At 72.8% G+C, this 22,274-nt stretch carries 21 protein-coding genes; 9 read left to right on the top strand and 12 right to left on the bottom strand.

Translation table 11 applies throughout. The annotated features are described in order from the left end of the window. The first annotated feature begins 2 nt into the window (after window positions 1-2). Complete coding sequence (locus ACQP17_RS24375) at window positions 3-1,157, top strand: helix-turn-helix transcriptional regulator (protein WP_433858185.1); 1,155 nt, start codon at window positions 3-5, stop codon at window positions 1,155-1,157. Between the two features lie 651 nt (window positions 1,158-1,808). Next, window positions 1,809-2,690, top strand: coding sequence for an SCO6745 family protein (locus ACQP17_RS24370; protein WP_433858184.1), 882 nt, complete (start codon window positions 1,809-1,811; stop codon window positions 2,688-2,690). A 77-nt stretch (window positions 2,691-2,767) separates the two neighbouring features. Here the strand turns inward: ACQP17_RS24370 and ACQP17_RS24365 are convergent, their stop codons facing one another. The 5 genes from ACQP17_RS24365 to ACQP17_RS24345 form a co-directional block, all read right to left on the bottom strand. Continuing rightward, on the bottom strand, window positions 2,768-3,328 hold the full coding sequence (locus ACQP17_RS24365) for a Clp protease N-terminal domain-containing protein (protein WP_433858183.1): 561 nt from the start codon (window positions 3,326-3,328) through the stop codon (window positions 2,768-2,770). Then, window positions 3,328-3,537 (bottom strand): helix-turn-helix domain-containing protein, encoded by a 210-nt coding sequence (locus ACQP17_RS24360; RefSeq protein WP_189099035.1) that lies wholly within the window; start codon window positions 3,535-3,537, stop codon window positions 3,328-3,330. Before ACQP17_RS24360 ends, ACQP17_RS24365 begins: the two co-directional genes overlap by 1 nt. 133 nt (window positions 3,538-3,670) lie before the next feature. Continuing rightward, complete coding sequence (locus ACQP17_RS24355; RefSeq protein WP_433858182.1) at window positions 3,671-4,324, bottom strand: HutD/Ves family protein; 654 nt, start codon at window positions 4,322-4,324, stop codon at window positions 3,671-3,673. A gap of 65 nt (window positions 4,325-4,389) precedes the next feature. After that, entirely contained in the window at window positions 4,390-5,352 is a 963-nt protein-coding gene (locus ACQP17_RS24350; RefSeq protein WP_433858181.1) for a zinc-binding dehydrogenase, read from the bottom strand. Between the two features lie 136 nt (window positions 5,353-5,488). Next, window positions 5,489-6,712 carry an NAD(P)-dependent malic enzyme gene (locus ACQP17_RS24345; RefSeq protein WP_433858180.1) on the bottom strand — a complete coding sequence of 408 codons (1,224 nt, stop codon included), beginning with the start codon at window positions 6,710-6,712 and terminating at the stop codon, window positions 5,489-5,491. Window positions 6,713-7,259: 547 nt separating this feature from the next. Between ACQP17_RS24345 and ACQP17_RS24340 the strand changes: the two genes are divergently transcribed. From ACQP17_RS24340 to ACQP17_RS24330, 3 genes are all read left to right on the top strand, one after another. After that, on the top strand, window positions 7,260-8,234 hold the full coding sequence (locus tag ACQP17_RS24340) for an ABC transporter substrate-binding protein (protein WP_433858179.1): 975 nt from the start codon (window positions 7,260-7,262) through the stop codon (window positions 8,232-8,234). Between the two features lie 62 nt (window positions 8,235-8,296). Next, window positions 8,297-9,241, top strand: coding sequence for an amino acid ABC transporter permease (locus ACQP17_RS24335; protein WP_189099045.1), 945 nt, complete (start codon window positions 8,297-8,299; stop codon window positions 9,239-9,241). 47 nt (window positions 9,242-9,288) lie between these two features. Beyond that, a complete protein-coding gene (locus ACQP17_RS24330) occupies window positions 9,289-10,041 on the top strand; it encodes an amino acid ABC transporter ATP-binding protein (protein ID WP_433859998.1) in 753 nt (250 codons plus the stop codon). A gap of 114 nt (window positions 10,042-10,155) precedes the next feature. Here ACQP17_RS24330 and ACQP17_RS24325 read toward each other — a convergent pair whose 3' ends face one another. Continuing rightward, a complete protein-coding gene (locus ACQP17_RS24325; protein ID WP_433858178.1) occupies window positions 10,156-10,917 on the bottom strand; it encodes a class I SAM-dependent methyltransferase in 762 nt (253 codons plus the stop codon). 94 nt (window positions 10,918-11,011) lie between these two features. On the opposite strand from ACQP17_RS24325, the gene ACQP17_RS24320 reads away from it, so the two are divergent. Further along, window positions 11,012-11,644: a CGNR zinc finger domain-containing protein gene (locus ACQP17_RS24320; protein WP_433858177.1), complete on the top strand. Its 633-nt coding sequence runs from the start codon at window positions 11,012-11,014 to the stop codon at window positions 11,642-11,644. Here the strand turns inward: ACQP17_RS24320 and sodX are convergent. Further along, complete coding sequence (gene sodX, locus ACQP17_RS24315; RefSeq protein WP_433858176.1) at window positions 11,548-12,018, bottom strand: nickel-type superoxide dismutase maturation protease; 471 nt, start codon at window positions 12,016-12,018, stop codon at window positions 11,548-11,550. The genes ACQP17_RS24320 and sodX overlap by 97 nt on opposite strands. Window positions 12,019-12,175: 157 nt before the next feature. Here sodX and sodN point away from each other — a divergent pair, with 157 nt between their 5' ends. Continuing rightward, entirely contained in the window at window positions 12,176-12,571 is a 396-nt protein-coding gene (gene sodN / locus ACQP17_RS24310) for a superoxide dismutase, Ni (protein ID WP_129244482.1), read from the top strand. A gap of 181 nt (window positions 12,572-12,752) precedes the next feature. On the opposite strand, the gene ACQP17_RS24305 is transcribed toward sodN, so the two are convergent. The 3 genes from ACQP17_RS24305 to ACQP17_RS24295 form a co-directional block, all read right to left on the bottom strand. Beyond that, the gene (locus tag ACQP17_RS24305) at window positions 12,753-13,334 is read right to left on the bottom strand and encodes an HAD family acid phosphatase (RefSeq protein ID WP_433858175.1); all 582 of its coding nucleotides are present in this window, start codon (window positions 13,332-13,334) and stop codon (window positions 12,753-12,755) included. Between the two features lie 296 nt (window positions 13,335-13,630). Continuing rightward, on the bottom strand, window positions 13,631-14,923 hold the full coding sequence (locus ACQP17_RS24300) for a cation:proton antiporter (protein WP_433858174.1): 1,293 nt from the start codon (window positions 14,921-14,923) through the stop codon (window positions 13,631-13,633). Between the two features lie 175 nt (window positions 14,924-15,098). Beyond that, window positions 15,099-16,058, bottom strand: coding sequence for a LysR family transcriptional regulator (locus ACQP17_RS24295; protein WP_433858173.1), 960 nt, complete (start codon window positions 16,056-16,058; stop codon window positions 15,099-15,101). 218 nt (window positions 16,059-16,276) lie between these two features. Between ACQP17_RS24295 and snpA the strand changes: the two genes are divergently transcribed. Then, window positions 16,277-16,945 carry a snapalysin gene (snpA, locus tag ACQP17_RS24290; RefSeq protein WP_433858172.1) on the top strand — a complete coding sequence of 223 codons (669 nt, stop codon included), beginning with the start codon at window positions 16,277-16,279 and terminating at the stop codon, window positions 16,943-16,945. 252 nt (window positions 16,946-17,197) lie between these two features. On the opposite strand, the gene ACQP17_RS24285 is transcribed toward snpA, so the two are convergent. Together ACQP17_RS24285 and ACQP17_RS24280 are read right to left on the bottom strand one after the other, a co-directional pair. Then, entirely contained in the window at window positions 17,198-18,130 is a 933-nt protein-coding gene (locus tag ACQP17_RS24285; RefSeq protein WP_433858171.1) for an isocitrate lyase/PEP mutase family protein, read from the bottom strand. A gap of 209 nt (window positions 18,131-18,339) precedes the next feature. Then, window positions 18,340-19,425, bottom strand: coding sequence for a magnesium and cobalt transport protein CorA (locus ACQP17_RS24280; RefSeq protein ID WP_433859997.1), 1,086 nt, complete (start codon window positions 19,423-19,425; stop codon window positions 18,340-18,342). Window positions 19,426-19,733: 308 nt separating this feature from the next. Here ACQP17_RS24280 and ACQP17_RS24275 point away from each other — a divergent pair, with 308 nt between their 5' ends. Further along, entirely contained in the window at window positions 19,734-22,028 is a 2,295-nt protein-coding gene (locus ACQP17_RS24275) for a heavy metal translocating P-type ATPase (RefSeq protein ID WP_433858170.1), read from the top strand. The last annotated feature ends 246 nt before the right edge of the window (window positions 22,029-22,274 follow it).

The raw sequence follows: 22,274 nt of genomic DNA, 5'->3' as shown, positions 1-22,274 counted from the left end.
CCATGCCCCCCGTCTTCGCCCACGGCCGCCTGCGCCTCTACCTCCTCAAGCTGCTGGACGAGGCGCCGCGGCACGGCTACGAGATCATCCGCCTCCTGGAGGAGCGCTTCCAGGGCCTCTACGCCCCGTCCGCCGGCACGGTCTACCCCCGGCTGGCCAAGCTGGAGGCCGAGGGCCTGGTGACGCACACGACCGAGGGTGGCCGCAAGGTCTACTCGATCACCGACGCCGGCCGGGCCGAACTCGCCGACAGGGGAGGCGAGTTGGCGGATCTGGAGCTGCAGATCCGGGAGTCGGTCGCCGCCCTCGCCTCGGACATCCGCGAGGACGTCAGCGGATCGGCACGGGATCTGCGCCGCGAGATACAGGAGGCCGCCCAGCAGGCCCGTCAGGACGCGGGACGCGGGAAGGCCGGACGGACCGGCGCGAAGCCGGACGCCGGGCAGGACGGCGCCGGGCGGCCCGGTCCCGACGCCGGGGACTATTTCGACGGCGTGTTCGGCGACGCGGAGTCGTGGCGGCAGGCGAAGGAGGAGTTCCGGCGCGCCAAGGACGAGTGGAAGGAACAGGCCCGGCGGGCCAAGGAGGAGAGCCGGCGGGCCCGGCAGGACGCCCAGCGGGCCCGTAAGCAGGCTCGGGACGCGCAGGAGTTCGCGCGCGACGAGGTCCAGCGGGTCATCCGGCGCGTACAGGAGCAGGCCCAGGGGGCGGTGCGGTCCGGCGACTGGTCGGGGGCGGTGCGCGAGGCGCTGGCCGAGATGTCCCGCGAGGTCGGGCGCTTCACCGGCGGCGCGTCCGGCGCGGGCCGGGAGGACTCCGGGCAGAGCGATGCCGGCCGGAGCGACACCGGGCGGGACGGCGAGGCCCGGGTGACGGTCGAGCGCGTCGACCTCGGCAAGCCGGACGGGCGGGATGCGGCCGACGCCCCGCCCTCCCCGGAGTGGGCGACGGAGCCGGCCGGTGACGACCCGGCCCGCGACTTCGACCGCCTGCTGGACCGCTTCCGTGATGATCTGCGGGACGCGGCCCGCGATCACGGCGTCACCGCCGAGCAGGTGAAGGAGTCCCGCCGCCGGCTCTCGGAGACCGCCGCCCACGTCGGGGCGCTGCTGCGCACGCCGCGGCGGCCTTCCTCCGGGACGGACCCGGACGCCTGAGCCCGCGGACCGGGCGTGGCAGCCCCGACGGGCGGGGGCGGACGCAAGGGATGCGCCCGCCCCCGCCCCTTCCCGTCCCCGGCCGTCCGCTCGATCCACGGAGCAGCCCAGGCATCGGCCCGGGATCATCCCAGGGGCCGGGGCTCCGGAGCACCGAGGCGCGTCCGCAGCGCGGCGATGAGCCGTTCGCACCGCACGTCGCCACTTCCGCCCATCAGGGAGCGGTACGGGCAAAGCCGACGCCGACTCGTCGTCACCGATGGCGAACCGGCCGCCCAGCGGGCGCCGAAGTCCGGCAGCCCCGACCACGCCCGTTCGCGAACACCGGGACGGCGGCGCCGAGTTCACCGCCCTCGGAGAAGTTCCGGGCGAAGGCGTCCGCGACGGCTCCGCAGCCCTCGTCGGCCGTTCCCCACCGGGCGGACCGCGGCGGCCGGATCCGGACGCGCCCCGACACCCGCCCCATTACCGACAGTTGCCATTGACGCTTCTGGATTCACGCGGCGTAATCGGGGAAGTCACTACTTCGCACGGCTTTTCGTCCGGCACCGGACTCCGGCCGCCCGACTCCGCGGGCCGGCGGGCCGTGCCCCGGACCCCCGCTCCACCCTCCTGTCTGCGCACGCGTCGTGAAGGCCATGAGGTAAAGCGATGTCGGAATACCTTTCGGTCGCCCGCCGGATGTGGCACCTGCTGGAACCCCTGCACGCCACGCTGTACTTCGCCCCCGAGGCCCGCCGGGTCGCGGCCGGTCTCGGCCTTGACGTCGCGTCCCGCTGGCCCCGCTACTTCGCCTGGCGCACGGCTCCGCTGGGCGCCGCCGGTCCCGAGCTGGTGGCCGCGACCTACTACACCTTCAGTCCGCGGATGATCGCCCGCTACCTCCCGCGGATCTGGACCGCCGCGGAACCCGCCAGGGTGCTGGACGCGCGACTGCTGGCCGCGGACCGTGCGCTGAGGGGCCTGATCGGCGGCCGGCTGAGCGCCGCGCAGCTCGCCGAGGCGGCCCGGCTCGCCCGTCAGGCCGCCGAGAACGCCGGTGCGGCCGCCCGCCCGCTGGCCGCCGCCAACCGCGATCTGCCCTGGCCGGACGCCCCGCACCTGACGCTCTGGCAGGCCGCGACGATACTCCGCGAGCACCGCGGCGACGGCCATCTGGCGGCCCTGCTGACCTGCGGACTCGATCCGTGTGAGGCCCTGGTGTCGTTCGCCGCGATCGGTGCCGCGCCGGCCGCCGACTTCGTGGGGCGCGGCTGGAGCGCCCAGGAGTGGAGCGACGCCCGGCACCGCCTCGCCGCCCGCGGCTGGATCGCACCCGACGGCTCCGCGACCGAGCGCGCCCGCACGGAACGCGAGGCGATCGAGCGGACCACGGACCGGCTGGCGGCCGGTCCGTGGCGCGCCCTGGGCCACTCGCGCGCCGAACGGCTGGCGCAGTTGCTCACGCCGGTCCTGGGCGCGGTCTTCGAGGCCGGATATCTGCCGCGGCACAGCACGCTGGGCATCGGCACGGTCAAGGTCGCCTACCCGTGACCGTGCGGGGCGCCGACGCACCGTCCGGCGCTCCCGCACCGCACCCGGGCGGACCCGGCGCCCACCACCCGACGGGCTCAGCCGGCGCGGCGGGCGCCGTCGGCGTCGAGCACCCGCAGCACCGCCTCATGGGTCACCCCGTGGTCGGCGAGCACCACCGCCGCCGGCCCGCGGCCGCAGGTCAGCGCGAGCAGCAGATGCTCGTCGCCGAGGGCCCGTTCGCCGCGGGCGACCGCCATCCGCAGGGCCCGCTCCAGCACGGACTTCGCCTCCGTGGTGAACCGGCGGCGCATCCCGCGACGCCGCCCGGGCGCCCCGCCCGCCAGCGCGCCCACCCCGTGCTCCCGCTCGACGTTCGCCACGATCGCGTCGACGTCGATGCCGAGGCCGGCCAGCGCCGCCGCGTCGGCCGCCGAGACCCCGCCGCGCCGTCGCACCTGCGCCAGGGCGTCCGTCACCGAGGCGCGCCGGCCGGGGAGGCCGAGCGCGGCGAGCGCCCCGGCGGCCGGGGAGTTCGTCCGGTCCAGCAGGGCGAGCAGCAGCTCCGGCTCGCCGATCGTGTCGCTGCCCGTGCGGTCCGCCTGCTGTGCGGCGCCGCTCACCACGGCGCGGGCCTCGGCCGTGAACCTCTCGAACATCAGCGCCTCCCGTGCTTCTTGTGGACCGCCTGCCTGCTGATCCCCAGCTCCGCCGCGATCTCCTGCCACGACCAGCCCTTCGCCCGGGCGCTGCGCACCTGCACGGCTTCGAGCTGCTCCAGCAGCCGGCGCAGCGCGGCCACGGCACGGAGTCCGACCCTGGGGTCGCGGTCCCCCGCCCGCTCGGCGAGATCCGTTGCTTCGCTCATGATGTCAATTTAGGTTGACGCGCAAGGGTGTGTCAACCCTCATTGACAGTCGTCCTTCAGTGACAGTCGTTCTTCATTGGCAGTCGGGCTTCCCTGACGGGAGCGCCCCGGGCGCGTCCGGGGTGCGAAGACGTCAGGTGACGTGGAGGGGCGGGCCGGCCAGCCGGACGACGGCCACGGTGCCGTCCGCCCGCAGCCCGCCCGGCGGCGCGTCCGGCCCCGGCCACAGCACCGCGTCGAACCGCTCCAGCCGCACCACTGCCTTCTCGGGCTCCCCCGGATCCCCGAGGGCCGCGAGGCGGGTGTCCCCCTCCAGCGCCACGACGAGCAGCCCGCCCACAGGGTCCGGCCCGCTCTCCGGCGAGGGCACGGGCGAGGGCACAGGCGACGGCGGTGGCCCCGGCGCCCACGTCCCGCGCACGATCTCCACCGTCGCCGCCGCGCGCCCCTCCCGCAGCATCACATTGAGGTTGACGACGGGTCCGTCCAGGAGCCGGGAGGCGGTGGCGGCCCCGCCGGGGAACGCGAACGGGCGGTGGCCGCCGGGCAGCAGCCGCGCGGTGCCGTCCACCGTCAGCTCCAGCCCGGCGCCGTCGACGACGGTGAGGATCCGCCGGACGCCGGGCAGCGGGGAGTACGGCCCGTCGCGGGTGACGTCCGCCAGGCTGACCCGCCAGGCGAAGCCGTCCCAGCCCGCGCCCTGCGGATGGGCGGCGACCTCGCGGGTCACCCCGCCACCGTTGCTCCACGGCGCGGCGGTACGCCCGCGCGCCCGCAGGATCCGCATGTCTCCGGTCCCTTCCGGGGAGATGACGGGCCGCCGGTCCGCGGCCCCGGCCGCCCGTGCGGGCGTCAGACCGTCAGTACGACCTTGCCGAACAGCTCGCCCTCCGCCATCTTCGCGAAGCCCTCCCGGGCCCGGTCCAGCGGCAGCGTGGAGTCGATGACCGGGCGGATGCCCTTGGCGGCGCAGAAGCTCAGCAGCGACGCCAGCTCCTCCTTGCTGCCCATGGTGGAGCCGACGACCTTCAGCTCCAGGAAGAAGATCCGGTTGAGTTCGCCGCTCTGGGGGGTGTAGCCGCTGGTGGCGCCGGAAATCACCAGCGTGCCGCCGGGCTTGAGCGACTTGACGGAGTGCGACCAGGTGGCGGCGCCGACCGTCTCGATCACGGCGTCCACCCGCTGCGGCAGCCGCTCCCCGCTCGCGAACACCGCCTCGGCGCCCAGCTCCAGCGCCCGCTTGCGCTTGGCCTCGTCCCGGCTGGTGGCGAAGACCCGCAGCCCCGCGGCGGCGCCCAGCACGATGGCGGCGGTGGCCACGCCGCCGCCCGCCCCCTGCACCAGCACGCTGTCGCCCGGCCGCACGCCCCCGTTGGTGAACAGCATCCGGTACGCGGTCAGCCAGGCGGTCGGCAGACAGGCCGCCTCCGCGAAGGACAGCTCCTTCGGCTTGGGCAGCACATTCCACGCGGGCACGGTGACCTGCTCGGCGAAGGTGCCCTGGTAGCGCTCGGTGAGGATGGAGGGCTTCTCCTTCGGGCCGACGCCGTGGCCGGTCTGGCCGATGACGGAGTGCAGCACGACCTCGTTGCCGTCCGCGTCGATCCCGGCGGCGTCACAGCCGAGGATCATCGGCAGGGCGTCCTCGGTGATGCCCACCCCGCGCAGCGACCACAGGTCGTGGTGGTTGAGGGAGGCGGCCTTGACGTGGACGGTCGTCCAGCCGGGGCGGGTCTCGGGGGCCGGGCGCTCCCCCAATTCGAGGCCGCTCAGCGGCTGGTCACGGTCGATGCGGGCGGCATAGGCAGCAAACATGATCCCAACGTAGGCCGCGCGGGGGCGCCGCGGTACCGCGCAGGGGTGTGACACGCACCGCGCACGGCCACGACAACGGGCCGGGCCCGCACCTGTGAGGGTGCGGGCCCGGCCCGTGGCTGGATCTGCCGTGGCGTCAGCGGCGGGCCACGCCCTCGGCGCGGGCGGCGGCCGCGACCGCCGCGGTGACGGCCGGAGCGACCCGCTCGTCGAACGGCGAGGGGATGACCCGGTCGGCGCTGAGCTCGTCGGCGACGACGGCGGCCAGCGCCTCGGCGGCGGCGAGCTTCATGCCCTCCGTGATGCGCGAGGCCCGCACCTGCATGGCGCCGGCGAAGATGCCGGGGAAGGCCAGCACGTTGTTGATCTGGTTGGGGTAGTCGCTGCGTCCGGTGGCGACCACGGCCGCGTACCGGTGCGCGACGTCCGGGTGGATCTCCGGGGTGGGGTTGGCCATCGCGAAGATCATCGACTCCTTCGCCATCTTCGCCACCGCCTCCTCCGCCACCGTGCCGCCGGAGACCCCGATGAAGACGTCGGCGCCGTCCAGCGCGTCCTCCAGGGAGCCGGTCAGCCCGCCCTTGTTCGTGAAGCCGGCGACCTCGCGCTTGACGTCCGTGAGGTCGCTGCGGTTCGCGGAGACGATGCCCTTGCGGTCGCACACCGCGACATCGCCGATGCCCGCCTCGATGAGGATCTTGGCGATGGCGACACCGGCCGCGCCGGCGCCCGAGATGACCGCGCGCAGCTGGCCCAGCGACCGGTCGGTGAGCTTGGCGGCGTTGCGCAGCGCGGCCAGCGTGACCACGGCGGTGCCGTGCTGGTCGTCGTGGAAGACCGGGATGTCCAGCCGCTCCTGGAGCCGGCGCTCGATCTCGAAGCACCGCGGCGCCGAGATGTCCTCCAGGTTGACCCCGCCGAAGGAGGGCGCCATCCGGACGACGGTCTCGATGATCTCGTCGGTGTCGGTGGTGCCGAGCGCGATCGGCACCGCGTCGACGCCGCCGAACTGCTTGAAGAGGATGGCCTTGCCCTCCATCACCGGGAGGGAGGCCTCCGGGCCGATGTCGCCCAGGCCCAGCACCGCGGTGCCGTCCGTGACGACGGCGACGACGTGGGACTTCCAGGTGTAGTCGTCCACGAGCTCGGGCTGCTCGGCGATGGCGCTGCACACCTTGGCGACGCCCGGCGTGTACGCGAGGGACAGGTCGTCCTTGTTCCGGACCGGCACGGTCGCCTCGATGGCCATCTTGCCGCCGCGATGCAGGGCGAAGGCCGGATCGAAGGCGTCGTCGGGCGCACTGCCCGCGCCCGCGCCTGTCTTGCTGTCGCTGCGAGGATTGACGATCTCCGCTGCCACTTGTCTTACCCCTTTTATCGTAAATCTGCTTGAGGGTGGCCACTCCCTGGTTGAGGGGTGGGCGGGCACCGCGTCCGGACCCGGTACGGCAGATGGCCGCCGTACGGGGGGAGGATCGGACGCCGGGCGCGCCGCACACGCGCCCTGAGCCCCGGATGAGGGGTGTAACGAACCTTTCTACCCGACGGGCGCGGGCCCCGACGAGTCAGATTCCTTACCCTCGGCTTCAGAGACCAGACAATAACCTCGAAGCACAGGAAAACCGTGAAGCGCACATAAAACTCAAGAGCGGCGCTCCGCACGGTCCGTATCCCGAGACGCCCCCGTCGAGCAGGACATCCTTCGCATCCCGCCGCCGGGACGGCCCCCTCGCGTGACACGGCCGGCACCCGGCCGCCGTCGTCCGTTATGCGATTTTGACCTGTGCGACAGTCCGAATACCGGAGTCCGGGTGGCAGGATTCCCGTCACCAACCGAGGTCACGGCGCTCCAGGGTGTGTACCCCGGCCTTTGTCACGTCGGCTTCTCCATCCGCAGGAGGATCAGCATGACCGCACGCACCACCCGTCGCCCGGCCCTCGGCAGGTCTCGTACAGCCGTGGCCACGGCGGCCGCGGTGGCGGCCTCGCTGCTGCTGCTCAGCGCCTGCGGTGACCAGACGGACGCGGCGATCGCCAAGCGTGAGGCGAAGAAGAACCGCAACGAGCACGCGCCGCTGTTCAAGATGCTGCCCAAGGACGTCCAGGAGAAGGCGCTGCTCCAGGTCGGCTCGGACATCACCTACAAGCCGGTGGAATTCCGCTCCAACGGCGCGGTCGAGGGCATCGACCCGGACCTCGCGGAGGCGATGAGCAAGGAGCTGGGCATCAAGCTCAACTTCAACAACGCCACCTTCGACACCCTCATGGGCGGCCTGAAGTCCAAGCGCTACGACATCGCGATGTCCGCGATGACGGACACCAGGGAACGCCAGCAGGGCATCGACAGCAACACCGGCAAGAAGATCGGCCAGGGCGTCGATTTCATCGACTACCTCAACGTCGGCGTCTCGCTCTACACCCAGAAGGGCAAGACCAAGGGCGTCGACGGCTGGGAGACGCTGTGCGGCAAGACGATCGCGGTGCAGCGCGGCACGGTCTCGGACGACCTGGCCAAGGACAAGTCGAAGGCCTGTGAGAAGAACGGCGAGCAGGCCATCTCCATCGAGGCGTTCGACAACGACTCCGAGGCCCAGACCCGGCTGCGTACCGGCGGCGTGGACGCCGTCTCCAGCGACTACCCGGTCGCGGCGTACGCGGTGAAGGTCTCCGGCCACGGCAAGGATTTCCAGATGGTCGGCGGGGCCCCGCTCAAGGCCGCCCCGTACGGCATCGCGGTGCCCAAGGGCAAGCAGCAGCTGCGTGACGCGCTCAAGGCCGCGATGGAACTCGCGATCAAGAACGGCTCGTACGCCAAGGTCCTGGACAAGTGGGACGTCAAGGATGCCGCGGTCAAGGACGTGCAGATCAATGGCGGCTCCTGAGCCGCCGGCAGCCCTCCCGTCCGCTCCGCGCACCTCCCGCCGAATGCTGAAAGGCAACACCCGTGTCAGTTGACGTCGACAAGTCGGCCCAGCCGCCGGCGGACGCTCCGCCGCCCCAGCCCGAGCCCCTCAAGGCCATCCCGGTCCGCCATTACGGGCGCTGGGTGGCGGCGGTCGTCGTCCTCGGACTGGTCGCCCTGCTCGGCCGGGCCTTCGCCTCCGGGAACGTCAACTGGGACGCCATCCCCCAGTACATGTTCAACGCGGACATCCTCAAGGGCCTGCGCAACACCCTGATCATCACCGTGCTGTCGATGATCATCGGCATCGTCCTCGGGGTGATCCTGGCCGTGATGCGCCAGTCCAAGAACCCGGTGACCTCGACGGTCGCCTGGTTCTACGTCTGGTTCTTCCGCGGGACGCCGGTCTACGTCCAGCTGTTCCTCTGGTTCAACCTGGGCCTGGTCTTCCAGTACATCGACATCATGCCGATCTACAAGGACGAGTGGTCGGACTTCATGACCCCGTTCCTGTGCGCGCTGCTGGGCCTCGGGCTCAACGAGGCCGCGTACATGGCGGAGATCTGCCGGGCGGGCCTGAACGCCGTCGACGAGGGCCAGACCGAGGCGGCGCACGCGCTGGGCATGAGTCACGCCAAGACGCTGCGCCGGATCATCGTGCCGCAGGCGATGCGGGTGATCGTGCCGCCGACCGGCAACGAGGTCATCAACATGCTGAAGACCTCCTCGCTGGTCATCGCCGTGCAGTATTACGACCTGCTGCAGGCCGCCCAGAACGTCGGCCGGGACTCGGGCGTCGTGGTGGAGATGCTGATCCTCGCCGCCGCCTGGTACCTCATCGCCACCACGGTGCTGAGCATCGGCCAGTACTACCTGGAGCGCTACTACGCCCGCGGTTCCAGCCGCCAGCTCCCGCCCACCCCGCTCCAGCGCGCCAAGGCGAAGCTGTCCGGCGGCTTCCACCGCTCCGCCGGAGGTGCGGCATGACCACCAAGATGACGACGAACAAGGCCGCGGGCACCAGCGGCGGCCCGATGGTCAAGGCCGAGGGCGTCCACAAGTCCTTCGGCGCGGCCCACATCCTCAAGGGCATCGACCTGGAGGTGGCGCCGCGGGAGGTCTTCTGCCTGATCGGCCCGTCCGGCTCCGGCAAGTCGACGTTCCTGCGCTGCATCAACCACCTGGAGAAGGTCAACGCCGGCCGGCTGTCCGTCGACGGCGAACTGGTCGGCTACCGCGAGCACCACGGCAAGCTCTACGAGCTGCGTGACAAGGAGGTCGCCGCCCGCCGCCGCGACATCGGCATGGTCTTCCAGCGCTTCAACCTCTTCCCGCACATGACCGCGGTGGAGAACATCATGGAGGCGCCGATCCAGGTCAAGGGCGAGTCGAAGTCCGCCGCGCGGGAGCGGGCGGTCAAGCTCCTGGACCGCGTCGGGCTGTCCGACAAGGCCGCGAACTACCCCTCGCAGCTCTCCGGCGGCCAGCAGCAGCGCGTGGCCATCGCCCGTGCGCTGGCGATGGAGCCGAAGCTGATGCTCTTCGACGAGCCGACCTCGGCGCTCGACCCGGAGCTGGTCGGTGACGTCCTGGACGTCATGAAGGACCTGGCCGCGGACGGGATGACGATGATCGTCGTCACCCATGAGATGGGCTTCGCCCGTGAGGTCGGCGACTCGCTGGTCTTCATGGACGACGGCGTCGTCGTCGAGTCCGGCCATCCGCGCGAGGTGCTGGGCAACCCCCGGCACGACCGGACGAAGTCCTTCCTGTCGAAGGTGCTGTAGCGCCCGTCCCCGCGGGGTGCCCGGTGCGACGGCGTCCGCACGGGGCACCGCCGGCCGGGGCGCGCCGCCCGGCGGTGGGGTACTCCCCCGCGGCCCGGCTCCCCGCTGCCGGGCCTACTTCAGGCCCAGCACCAGCGCGTCCGTGGGCGAGGACCACACCGTCCGCGCCTCCTCGAACCCGGACTCGCGCAGCACCTGGGCGTGCCAGGCCGCCGAGGGCGTGTCCCCGTCCGCGTGCTCGCCGAAGATCTCGAAGCGCTCGGCGGTCGGGGCGGCCAGCAGCGGGTCGGCGGCGGCCAGTTGCCACCACTGGGCCCAGTCGACGGCGCCGGCCGCCTTCGCCGTGTCCTGGCGCGCGTGCCGCAGGGCACGGTCGGCGGCGTTGATCCGGGGAGTGGCCTCGTCGGGCATCCGGTCGGCGTTCAGGAAGACGCCGCCGTCGCGCACCAGAGCGCCGAGCTGCCCGTAGAGCCCGCGCAGCTCCCCGCTGTGCAGCCAGTGCAGGGCGGTGGCGGTGAGAACCGCGTCGTAGGACGTGTGCGGCAGGGCCGCCGTCCACTGCGGGTCCTTGAGATCGGCCCGCACGAAGCGGACCCGGGGCTCGTCGGCGAAGTACCCTTCCGCGATGGCCAGCAGCGCGGGATCCAGGTCGACGCCCACACTCTCGGCCCCGGGGAAACGCTTCAGCAGCCGGTCGGAGATACTGCCCGTGCCGCAGGCGAGGTCCAGGACCCGGGGCGCGGGGCCCACCAGCGCCTCGACCATGTCCAGCATCACCCGGAACCGCTCCTCGCGGTCGGGGAGGTACCACTCCTGCTGGCGGTCCCAACTGTTCTGCCACGCCTGCCAGTCGGCGCCCGCGACGGTTTCGGTCATCGCTCCCCCTTCGAGGTGTAATACCCTGGTAGCCATATCACCCATTACTTCATCCAGCACTCGGTACCTTAACTCCCGCCCGTAAGGACTACAAGTGGAACTGGCCTATTACTCGGACTATGCCGTGCGACTGGTCAACACCGAGCAGCCCGAACGCGGCACCGACAGCCTCACCTCGGTCGAGGTGGTACGGGAACTCTTCGGCCCCGCCCAGCAGGCGGCCCGGCGCGCGACCGACAGTGACGTCACCCGCCTGCGCACGGTCCGCTCCCGGCTGCGCGCCGTCTTCGAGGCCGCCGACGGCGGCGACGAGGTGCTGGCCGTGGACCTGCTCAACGCCCTGATGATGGAGTTCCCGGTCAGCCCGCAGATCTCCGGCCACGAGCAGCGCGACGACGCGGAGGGCCGCCCCGACTGGCACATGCACATCGCCGAGCAGGCGGCCAACGCCACCGCCGGCTACACCGCCACCGCCTGCATGGGCCTGGCCTTCCACCTCACCGAACTCGGCGTGGACCGCCTCGGCATCTGCCAGGCGCGCCCCTGCCGCAACGTCTACCTGGACACCTCGACCAACCGCTCCCGGCGCTACTGCTCGGACCGCTGCGCCACCCGCGCCAACGTCGCCGCCTACCGCGCCCGCAAGCGGCTGGAGAGCGAGCGCTCGGCGCGCACCGGCCGCACCGCCGAGGCCGCCCAGGACAGCACCCCGGCCACCGAGCGCTGAACCCCGCGCGGCGGCCGCACCCTGACCCAGGCGCGGGCGAGGACCAGTTCGTCCGGAACCACCCCGAATTCCCGGCTGTCGTTCTCGACGAACGGGTTGTCACCCTGGACCCACCAGCCGCCGTCCAGCCGCCGCACGGCCCGCTTGACGATCAGCAGGTCCTGCCGGAACGGATGACGCAGCACGACCACGGCGCCGGGCCGCACCGCCGCCCCGTACTGCACCACCAGCTGGTCACCGGGCTGCAGCGTCGGCACCATCGACGGGTTGTACACCTCGGCCAGCCCGAACGCCCGCAGCAGCCGGCCCCGCCCACGTCCCGCTTCCGCACCCTCGCCCTGCCCGGCGCCGCGCGCGTGCACCTGCTCCGGCATCCCATACCTCCCGGTCCGACCCACTTACCGGCCCATCCTCCAACAGTCCCGGTGTGACACCGGACTTTTGCCCTAAGACCCCCGGGCCGCCCGAGAAAAGCCTTCCCGCACCGAGTAATCTCGCACCTGAGAAGACGATCACGAGGAAGGATTGAACATGCTTTCGCGCCTGTTCGCCCCCAAGGTGAAGGTCAGCGCCCACTGCGACCTGCCCTGCGGCGTGTACGACCCGGCCCAGGCCCGCATCGAGGCCGAGTCGGTCAAGGCCGTCCAGGAGAAGTACCAGGCCAACGAGGACGCGGACTTCCGCACCCGCGCCGTTCTGATCAAGGAGCAGCGCGCCGAGCTGGCCAAGCACCACGTCTCGGTGCTGTGGAGCGACTACTTCAAGCCCCCGCACTTCGAGAAGTACCCCCAGCTCCACCAGCTGGTGAACGACACCCTCAAGGCGCTCAGCGCCGCCAAGGGTTCTAACGACCCGAAGACGGGCGAGAAGGCGCTGGAACTCATCGCCGAGATCGACCGGATCTTCTGGGAGACCAAGAAGGCCTGACCCCGGTCCGGCCGGCCTGACCTGCGCCCTGGCAGGCCGCCCCGGCCACCTGTCCGCACCCGGTCCGCAGCACGCCGCCCACGGCGTGGCTGACGGAGCGGGTGCGGTCTTCTTTGTCGGCTTCTTTCCGTTTCCTGCCGCTTCCTGCCGCGTTCCTCCGCGTTCTTCCGCGCGCGGCAGCTCAGCTCAGGGCGCCGTCGTAGTCCGGCAGCTTGAAGCCCTTTTCGTAGTGGCCGCCCTCGAAGTCGGTGCTGCGGTTGCCGACGTTCGCGATGAGGGTGTAGCCCTTCCCCTCGTACTGCTTGCGGCAGCCGAGCTTCACCTGGGCCTTGCCGGGGCTGTGTCCACCGGGCTTGAGGCAGAGGCCGTCGACGGTGTACCCGGCCGAGGTGAGCTGGCCGGTGGTGGCACGGCGTGAGTCGGCGTCGCGGTAGGAGGCGAAGAGCACCGCCGCGCCGTGCGCGTGGGCGTACTCCGCGGCGTCGAGGACCGCCTCGACGGGGTTTCCCTCGTCGTAGTGAGTGGCCAGCGACGTGTTGTCGATGTCCAGGACGACGGCGGGCTTCTCGCCGCTGCGGACCTGTGCCAGGCGCTGTTCCAGGTAGTGGTGCAGATCGGCGGCCACCGGCGCGACGTCCCGCAGCCAGCGGCTCTTCGAGGGCGGCGAGTCCGCGGCGGGCGCGGCCTGTGCCGCCGTGGGAAGCGTGGCCAGGGTGCACAGCACCGTACCGGCTATCAGAGCGGCCTTCGTTCCTCGGGACATGGTGCGTTTCTCCTTCGCGGTGTCATCGGGACGCAGGGGTGGCGGAACGGCCGTGAGCGGGAAGCGGTGAGCGGCCATCTCGCCTTGTTTCAGGGGCAGTTCGTCGGACGGCGGCCATGGTGCCCGCGCGGGTTGAACGCCGGGTGAAATGCGGACGCCATGAGTGCCATGAGTGCCATGGGCGGACAGCGGCGGGAACGCGTGCCGAACGGCCGGTGTCCGGAAATCGCGCACGGATCCGCCGTCCACGGCCGGGCCGGGGTGGCGTTCACGGCGAGGCCGGGCCGGGGCGGCGTTCACGACGCGGCCGGGCCGCGCCGCCGCCTCGGCGGGTGCAGGTGCAGTCCGCCGGCCGCCATGCCCCGCACGGGCAGTTCGTCCGCCGGGGCGCCGGCCGGGCCGCTGCCCCGGGCCGCCCTGCCGTAGCGCCGGGCGAGCGGGGCGGAGCTGAGGCCGTGGGCGAGGACGCTGAGCAGGACCGTGCAGGCGATCACCGGGAGCACCGGCTGCGCCCCGGCCGGGCCGAGTTCCTCGACCGCCAGCAGGCCGAAGATGACCGAGGCCAGTCCGCGGGGACCGAACCAGCCGACGAACAGCACCGTCCGGGCGTCCAGACCGCTGCCGGCCAGGCACAGCGCCACCGGCACCATGCGGATCACCGTCAGGCTCAGGGCGGCGTAGAGCACGGCCTGCCAGGTGAGGTGGGCGGCCAGCTCCGGGAGGAGAAGAGCGCCGAAGACCAGCCACACCAGCACCGACAGCAGCGCCGCGGACTGCTCGACGTACAACAGCACCCGCCGGGGCGCCCCGTGCACCGTGCCGAAGGCCAGCCCGGTGACGAAGGCGGCGACGAAGCCGTTGCCGCCGACGGCGAGCGCGGAGGTGTAGCCGAGCAGGGCCAGGGCCAGGACGCCCGCGCCGGCGAAGTCCTCGGCCGCCCAGCCGCTGCGCAGCGCCGTTCTCAGCAGCCATCCGGCGGCCAGTCCGGCCACCGCCCCGTACGCCGCGCCCACCACGAGTTCCACCAGGGCGTGGCCGGAGGCCCCCGGTCCGGCGGCCCCCTCGGCCGCGGACATCCCGGCCAGGGCGAGCACCACCAGCGGGGTGGCGATGCCGTCGTTGAGGCCGCTCTCCACATTGATGACCCGGCGAATCCGCACCGGCACCTCGGGGTTGACCATCATCGTGGCGCCGAGCGCGGCATCCGTCGGCGCGAGCGCGGCCCCGACGTACAGCGCGGCCCAGCCCGAGACACCGGGGAGCAGGACCGCCGCCAGCAGCGCGCCCAGGGCCGTGCACAGCGGCAGGCCGATGCCCAGCAGCCTGATGTAGAGGCCGAGTTCGGGGCGCAGGGCGCGGAAGGAGAGCCGGGCGGCGTCGGTGAAGAGCACCCAGACCAGGGTGACCTCGGCCAGCGCCTTGACCGTCTCGTGCGGCAGCGCGAGGTGGAGGGTCCCGGTGCCCTCGCCGAGCAGCAGGCCCAGCAGGACGAAGGCGGCCGGCGCGGTGAGTGCGAAGCGCTCCATCCGCCGTGAACACAGGCACCACAGGAACAGCAGGAGCAAGACCAGGGAAAGGGTGCCGTCCACGGGGGCTCTCCAGGGCTCGGCCTCGTCGGCCTTCGGGCATCCCACTCTCGGACATCGCACCCGGCACGGGACGGTGCGCGGCGGCCCGCGGCGCCGCCTTTCACGCTGTTGGCCGAAGGCCGAGGCGCCGCGGGACCGGCCACGCCCGCCACGGGAGGCACCGCTCGGCGGGTGGCTAGATCCCCACCGACAGCAGCCCGTCGTGGCGCACCAGCCATGCGCGGTACGCCTCGCTCGCCCAGGCGATCTCCATGTAGGAGGCGGTCAGATCGGCGAACAGGTCGTCCGCGGACGCGGCCGGGGTGCCGTCCTGGCGGCAGGCCATGAAGAGGCGGACGGCCAGCGGGTCGCCGTACAGGGGGCGGATCGCCATCCCGTGGCGGGAGCGGGCCGTCGGCTGGCAGGGGGTGACCACCTCGCCGGCGGTGACGAGGTCGACCGCGGTGAGGTAGTCGCCGTGCACGACCCGGGGCGCGATGCCGGCCGCGCCCCAGATGCGGCGCAGTCCGGCCCACTCGCCGTCCACGGTCGGGTCGACCATCCACTGGTCGTCGGCGAGATCCGCCACCCGCACCACCGGCGAGGCGGCCGCCGGATGGCTGTCGGCCAGGGCGATGAACTGCGGTTCCCTGACGACGAGTTCCCGCTCGGTCAGGCCGTCCGGGACCCGCAGCGGCGCGCCCTCGACCTCGTGCACGAAGGCGGCGTCGAGCTGGCCCGTCGCGACCATGTGCAGCAGTGCGTTGGCGGACACATCGGCCCGTATCGTCGTGTCCGTCTCCGGCAGCCGCACCCGCAGCCGCCGCAGCCAGCCCGCGACGGCGGGGCTGTTGGTGCTGCCGATGTGCAGCCGTGCGCCGCGTTCGTGGTGCGAGGCCGATGCGACTTCGTCGATAAGTGCGCGCATTTCGGCCACGATCGGACGGGCCCGGCACAGCACCGAATGCCCCAGCGGGGTGGGCCGGCTGCCGGTCGGCTCCCGGAAGAACAGCTGGCCACCGAGGGCCTTCTCGATGCGGTGGAGCTGGGTCGTCAGGGAGGGCTGGGTCATGCCGAGCTGCCGCGCCGCCTTGCGTACGCTGCCGGTGTCGGCGATGGCGCACACTGCGCGAAGATGCCTGACCTCTAGCTCCACGTCCGGAGCATAACGAGGTCGGTACAGGTCACACCAGACTCTCAAACCTGCCTGAACTCCCCTTTTTTCCGGGGTATTGGCCTGCGCTATCGCCACCTGGCATCTCCGCCCGGCGGGCGAACTGCGTCCAGACTCAACGGCACCAAGAAATCCGCAGGGCCCCGGTCGCCGCCCCACACGGCGACCGTACGGCCCTCGGAGATTAAGGAGCCCCCCACATGAGATCTCCCAAGACAGCGCTGTCGGCAGCGCTGGGCCTGGGCCTCGTCGCCGCGCTCTCCGCCGCGGCGCCGGTGTCGGCAGCCTCCCCCTCCTCCCCCGCCAACTCCCACCACAGCAGCCCCGCTTCGATCGCCGCCTACCAAGGTTCGGCGGCCGAGAAGGCCGACACCAAGGCCTTCTTCGAAGCCGTGATCAAGTCGGCCCTGGCCAAGAGGAAGGCCCACCCGGGCGCGGCCTCGGTCACCGTCACCTACGACGCGAGTGCGGCACCCACGTACAAGAGCCAGATAGCCGAGAGCGCCTCCATATGGAACGGCGCGGTGCAGAACGTCAAGCTCCAGGAAGGCAGCGGCGGCGACTTCCAGTACAAGGAGGGCGACGATCCGCGCGGTTCGTACGCCAGCACCGACGGCCACGGCAAGGGCTACGTCTTCCTGGACCACAAGCAGAACCAGGAGTACAACTCCACCCGCGTGGCCGCGCACGAGACCGGTCACGTACTGGGCCTGCCGGACCACTACGAGGGCCCGTGCAGCGAGCTGATGTCCGGCGGCGGCCCCGGCACGTCCTGCCAGAACACCCAGCCGGACGCCAACGAACGCGCCAAGGTGGACCAGCTCTGGGCCAACGGCCTGGCGGGCATCCGCCTCGGCTCGGCCTCCTGACCCGCCCGCGGACCCTCCGCGCACGACGGAGCCCGGCGGTGGCCCGGCGGTGGCCCGGCGGTGGCCCGGCCCGGCTGATGCCGGCCGGACCGCGTAGGGCCTGGGACTGACGCGAGTACCGGTACCTGGCGGACGGCGCTCGCAACCCCACCAGTCCTCGCTTCCACGCGCCGCCCGTGCGGTGGGGCTCGTCACCGACGAGCCCCACCGCTTTCGTGCGTCCGCGACCGGCCCGGTCGGCCCCGCCGGGCCTCAGCCCCGGAGCGCCTGCGCGCCGGCCGCACACGGGGCGGCCGCTCCCGCCGCGGGCCGGGCGGGCCGCACCGCCGGGGGCGCCGGTACGGGCTGCGGTCGGGCGAGGTTGCGGGCCAGCAGCTCGGTGGCCTCCTTGACCCCGATCTCCCCACCGGGCTCCCCCGCGGCCGGCAGCCGCCCGTCCGCGCGGGCCAGTTCGGCCATGGCGGCCTCCATCGCCCGGTGCGCGGCGAACAGGCACGGGGTGCTGTAGATGGCCACGTCGACGCCGAGCGCGGTCAGTTCGGACAGCGAGAGCCGCGGCGACTTCCCGCCCGCGATCTGGTTGAACAGCAGCGGCTTGTCGCCGGTGACGGTACGGATCCGGCGGATCCACTCGACGCTGCGCACCCCGTCCACCAGCACCACGTCCGCGTCGGTGGCGGCCAGCGCCGCGGCCCGCCGCAGGATGTCGTCCTCCTCCGTGGCGTCCGTACGGGCCACGACGACCAGATCGCTGCGGGCGGCGAGGACCTGGTGCAGCTTCTCCAGATACTCCTCCAGCGGCAGCACCAGCTTGCCGTCCGCGTGCCCGCACCGCCGCGGCCGCTTCTGGTCCTCCAGGATCACCCCGCTCGCGCCGCTGCGCTCCAGGCGCCGCACCACGTGGCAGGCCACCTCGGGGTCGACGTAGCCGTCGTCGATGTCCACCAGCAGATGGTGGCGGGGGAAGGCGCCGCGCAGCCGCTCCACGAAGGCGGCCATGTCGGGCCAGGCGATGAACCCGATGTCGGGAAGCCCGTAGTAGGAGGCGGCGAAGCCGAAGCCGGACACGAAGAAGCCGTCGTAGTGGCCGGCGGCGATCGAGGCCGAGTACATGTCGTGGACGCCGATCAGTGGCGTCGTCCCCTCGGCCGCGATCTCGTCGCGCAGCGCTGGTCCGTACCGCAATGTGGTGCTCCTTAGCAGAACCGGCAGCCAGGGCCGGTCCGGTGGCCGGGGCGTGCCCGGGAGCGCGGGACGGCGCGCGGGCCCGGCACCGGAGAACGGGTCAGGGGCATGGTGGTCCAGCGCACCGCCCGGGGCGTCGTCACACGCCGCGGCCGGGCGGCACTTTCTCACTTCTTACCGCTCTTACCGCTCTCACATGGAGCGGGTGGCTACAGCCAGCCGTTCCGCTTGAAGCCGCGGTGGATCACCCAGCAGGCGGCGACTATCAGCGTCATCACCAGCGGATACCCGAACGTCCAGTGCTTTTCCGGCATATGGTCGAAATTCATGCCGTACACGCCGCAGACCATGGTCGGCACGGCCAGGATCGCGACCCACGCGCTGATCCGCCGCATGTCCTCGTTCTGGGCGACGGTGACCTGGGCGAGATGGGCCTGGAGTATGGAGTTGAGCAGTTCGTCGAAGGCGGTGATCTGCTCGGTGACCCGGTCGAGGTGGTCGGCGACGTCCCGGAAGTACGTGGTGATCCGGGGGTCGACCTCCCGCATGGGCCGCGTCGCCAGCTCCTGCATCGGCCCGTCCAGGGGGGCCACCGCGCGCCGCAGTTCCAGCAGTTCGCGCTTGAGCTGGTAGATCCGGCCGGCGCCGCCGCTGCCGCGGACCGAGAAGACCTCGCTCTCGACGTCGTCGATGTCGATCTGCACGTCGGCCGTGACATCGAGGTAGTCGTCCACGACGAGGTCGGCGACGGCGTGCAGCACGGCGGACGGGCCGAGCGCCAACTGCTCGGGCACGGACTCCAGTTGCTCGCGCAGCGGGCCCAGCGAGCCGTGCCCGCCGTGCCGCACGGTGATCACGAAGTCGGTGCCGGCGAAGACCATGATCTCGCCGGTCTCGACGACTTCACTGCTGTCGGTGAGCCGGTCGTGCTCGACATAGCGGACGGTCTTGAAGACGGTGAACAGCGAGTCGTCGTAGTGCTCCAGCTTGGGCCGCTGATGGGCCTGGACCGCGTCCTCGACGGCGAGCGGATGCAGCCCGAACAGCTCGACGATTCCGGCGAATTCCGCCTCGGACGGCTCGTGCAGGCCGATCCAGACGAATCCGTTGCCGGACCTGCGGACCCGCCGGATCGCCACATCGGCCGGGTGGTCGCCCTTCTGTCGCACCCCGTCCACGTAGACCGCGCAGTTCACCACCGCGGTGCCGAGCGGTGAGCGGGCCGGGTGGCTGAGGTCGACTCCCCGGGTGCGCGGCTGCGGCAGCCGGACGGCCTTACGGAGGTTGCTGATCATCGACACCGGGCCAGTATGGCCCGCGAGGCCCCGGGAGCGGTACGGCGAAGCGCCCGTTTTCACGCGGCGTGGCGGCGCGTGGACCCACGGTGGCGACGCGCGGTCGGGGCCGACCGCCGGCCCGTGCACCGCCCGACGGGGCCCAACTCGGGGGATCCCGGCGGGGTTTCACGGGTTCCGGCGGGGCGGTCCCGGCGGGCCGCCCGGGCGAACGGCACGGAGAGTGAGGGGTGGCACGGGCGGAATACCCCGTGGGGGTATATGGTTCTCCCGGGGGACAGGGACCCGCAGCACACCGAGGAGCAGCCATGGCCACCGCGATCGGAGAGCACGGCGTCGAGTTGCAGATCGGCGGGATGACCTGCGCCTCGTGCGCCGCCCGCATCGAGAAGAAGCTCAACCGGATGGAGGGCGTCACCGCCACCGTCAACTACGCCACCGAGCGGGCGAAGGTGACCCTCGCCGAAGGCAGCGGCGTCGACACCGCGGATCTGATCGCCACCGTGGAGAAGACCGGCTACACCGCCGTGCTCCCCCGCCCCCCGGCCGCGGCGCCCGCGGAACCGTCCCGCGGCGTGGCCGACGACGGGGCCGGAGCGGCCGGCCCGTCCGGCGGTGCCACCGACCCGCTCGCCCCGCTCCGCCGGCGGCTGCTGATCTCGCTCGCGCTCTCCGTCCCGGTGGTGCTGCTGGCGATGGTGCCGCCGCTGCAGTTCACCTACTGGCAGTGGCTGTCGCTGACGCTGGCCGCGCCTGTGGTGGCGTACGGCGCCTGGCCCTTCCACCGGGCGGCCTGGACGAATCTGCGGCACGGCGCCGCCACGATGGACACCCTGATCTCGATGGGCACCCTCGCCGCCATGGGCTGGTCGCTGTGGGCGCTGTTCTTCGGCACCGCCGGGATGCCCGGGATGACCCACCCCTTCGAGCTGACCCTCACCCGCACCGACGGCGGCAGCGCCCTCTACCTGGAGGCCGCGGCCGGGGTCACGACCTTCATCCTGGCCGGCCGCTACGCCGAGGCCCGCGCCAAGCGGACGGCGGGCGCGGCGCTGCGGGCGCTGCTGGAGCTGGGCGCGAAGGACGTCACGGTGGTGCGTGACGGCCGCGAGATCCGGGTGCCGACCGCCGAGCTGCGCCTCGGGGACCGCTTCACCGTGCGCCCCGGGGAGAAGATCGCCACCGACGGAACGGTGCTGGAGGGCTCCTCGGCCGTCGACGCCTCGATGCTCACCGGCGAGTCCGTACCGGTCGAGGTCTCCCCCGGCGACACGGTCACCGGCGCCACCGTCAACGCGGGCGGCCGGCTGGTCGTCGAGGCCACCCGGGTCGGCGCCGACACCCAGCTCGCCCGCATGGGGCGGCTGGTCGAGGAGGCGCAGAACGGGAAGGCCGCGGCGCAGCGGCTGGCCGACCGGATCTCCGCGGTCTTCGTCCCGGTCGTGATCGCGCTCGCCCTGGGCACGCTCGGCTACTGGCTGGCCACCGGCGCGGGCGCGGCGGCCGCCTTCACCGCGGCCGTCGCGGTCCTGATCATCGCCTGCCCGTGCGCGCTGGGACTGGCCACCCCCACCGCGCTGATGGCCGGCACCGGACGCGGCGCCCAGCTCGGCATCCTGCTCAAGGGGCCCGAGGTGCTGGAGTCGACCCGCCGGGTGGACACCGTGGTCCTGGACAAGACCGGCACGGTCACCACCGGCGTGATGGCGCTGACCGGCATCCACCTCGCCGAGGGCGTCACCGAGGCCGAGGTGCTGCGGCTGGCCGGCGCGCTGGAGCACGCCTCCGAGCACCCCGTCGCCCGAGCCGTCGCCACCGAGGCCGCGGCCCGCACCGGCACCCTGCCGGCCCCCGCCGGATTCGCGAACGTGCCGGGCCTGGGCGTGACCGGCGAGGTCGAGGGGCACGCCGTGGTGGTGGGCCGCGCCCGGCTGCTGGAGCGGTGGGAGCAGCCGCTGCCGCCCGCGCTGGCGACGGCCCGGGCGGAGGCCGAGGCCCGGGGCCGTACCACGGTGGCGGTCGGCTGGGACGGCGCGGCGCGCGCGGTGCTGGTGGTGTCCGACGCGGTGAAGCCCACCAGCGCCGAGGCGGTGCGCCGGCTGCGCGCGCTGGGGCTGACCCCGGTGCTGCTGACCGGCGACAACCGGGCGGTCGCGGAGTCGGTCGCGGCCGAGGTCGGGATCGACGAGGTGATCGCCGAGGTCCTGCCCGAGGACAAGGTGGCGGTGGTGGAGCGGCTGCGGTCCGAGGGCCGCTCGGTGGCCATGGTCGGCGACGGCGTCAACGACGCGGCCGCGCTGGCCACCGCCGACCTGGGGCTGGCGATGGGCACCGGCACTGACGCCGCCATCGAGGCCGGTGACCTCACCCTCGTGCGGGGCGACCTGCGGGCCGCGGCGGACGCCATCCGGCTGGCCCGCGCCACCCTCGGCACCATCCGGACCAATCTGTTCTGGGCCTTCGGCTACAACGTGGCCGCGCTGCCGCTGGCCGCGGCCGGGCTGCTCAACCCGATGATCGCCGGTGCCGCGATGGCCTTCTCGTCGGTCTTCGTGGTCGGCAACAGCCTGCGGCTGCGCCGCTTCCGGGCGCTCGCCGGGTAGGGCGTGCCTTTGCGGGCGTCCCCGCGGCGATCCGGGAGACACGCCCGGCCGGGGGACGCGCCCCGGCCCGGGGACGCGCCCGCGGGCGGAGCAATACCCCCCGCGGGCCGCCGCGCTGCCGTTGGATCGGGCGGGCTGCTGCCCCTGCGCGATCCCGCGTCGCCGCCCGTGGGCCGCCCGCGCCGTACGGGCGCCCACGGGGCCGGCGCGGCGGAGAGCGGGCCTCCGGTTCTGACCACTGTCTCC

It is taken from the genome of Streptomyces kronopolitis, assembly GCF_050953795.1.
Taxonomy (GTDB): Bacteria; Actinomycetota; Actinomycetes; order Streptomycetales; family Streptomycetaceae; genus Streptomyces; species Streptomyces kronopolitis_A.
The sequence above is the reverse complement of the archived record's forward strand: the minus strand, read 5'-3'. Positions and strand labels throughout refer to the sequence as shown.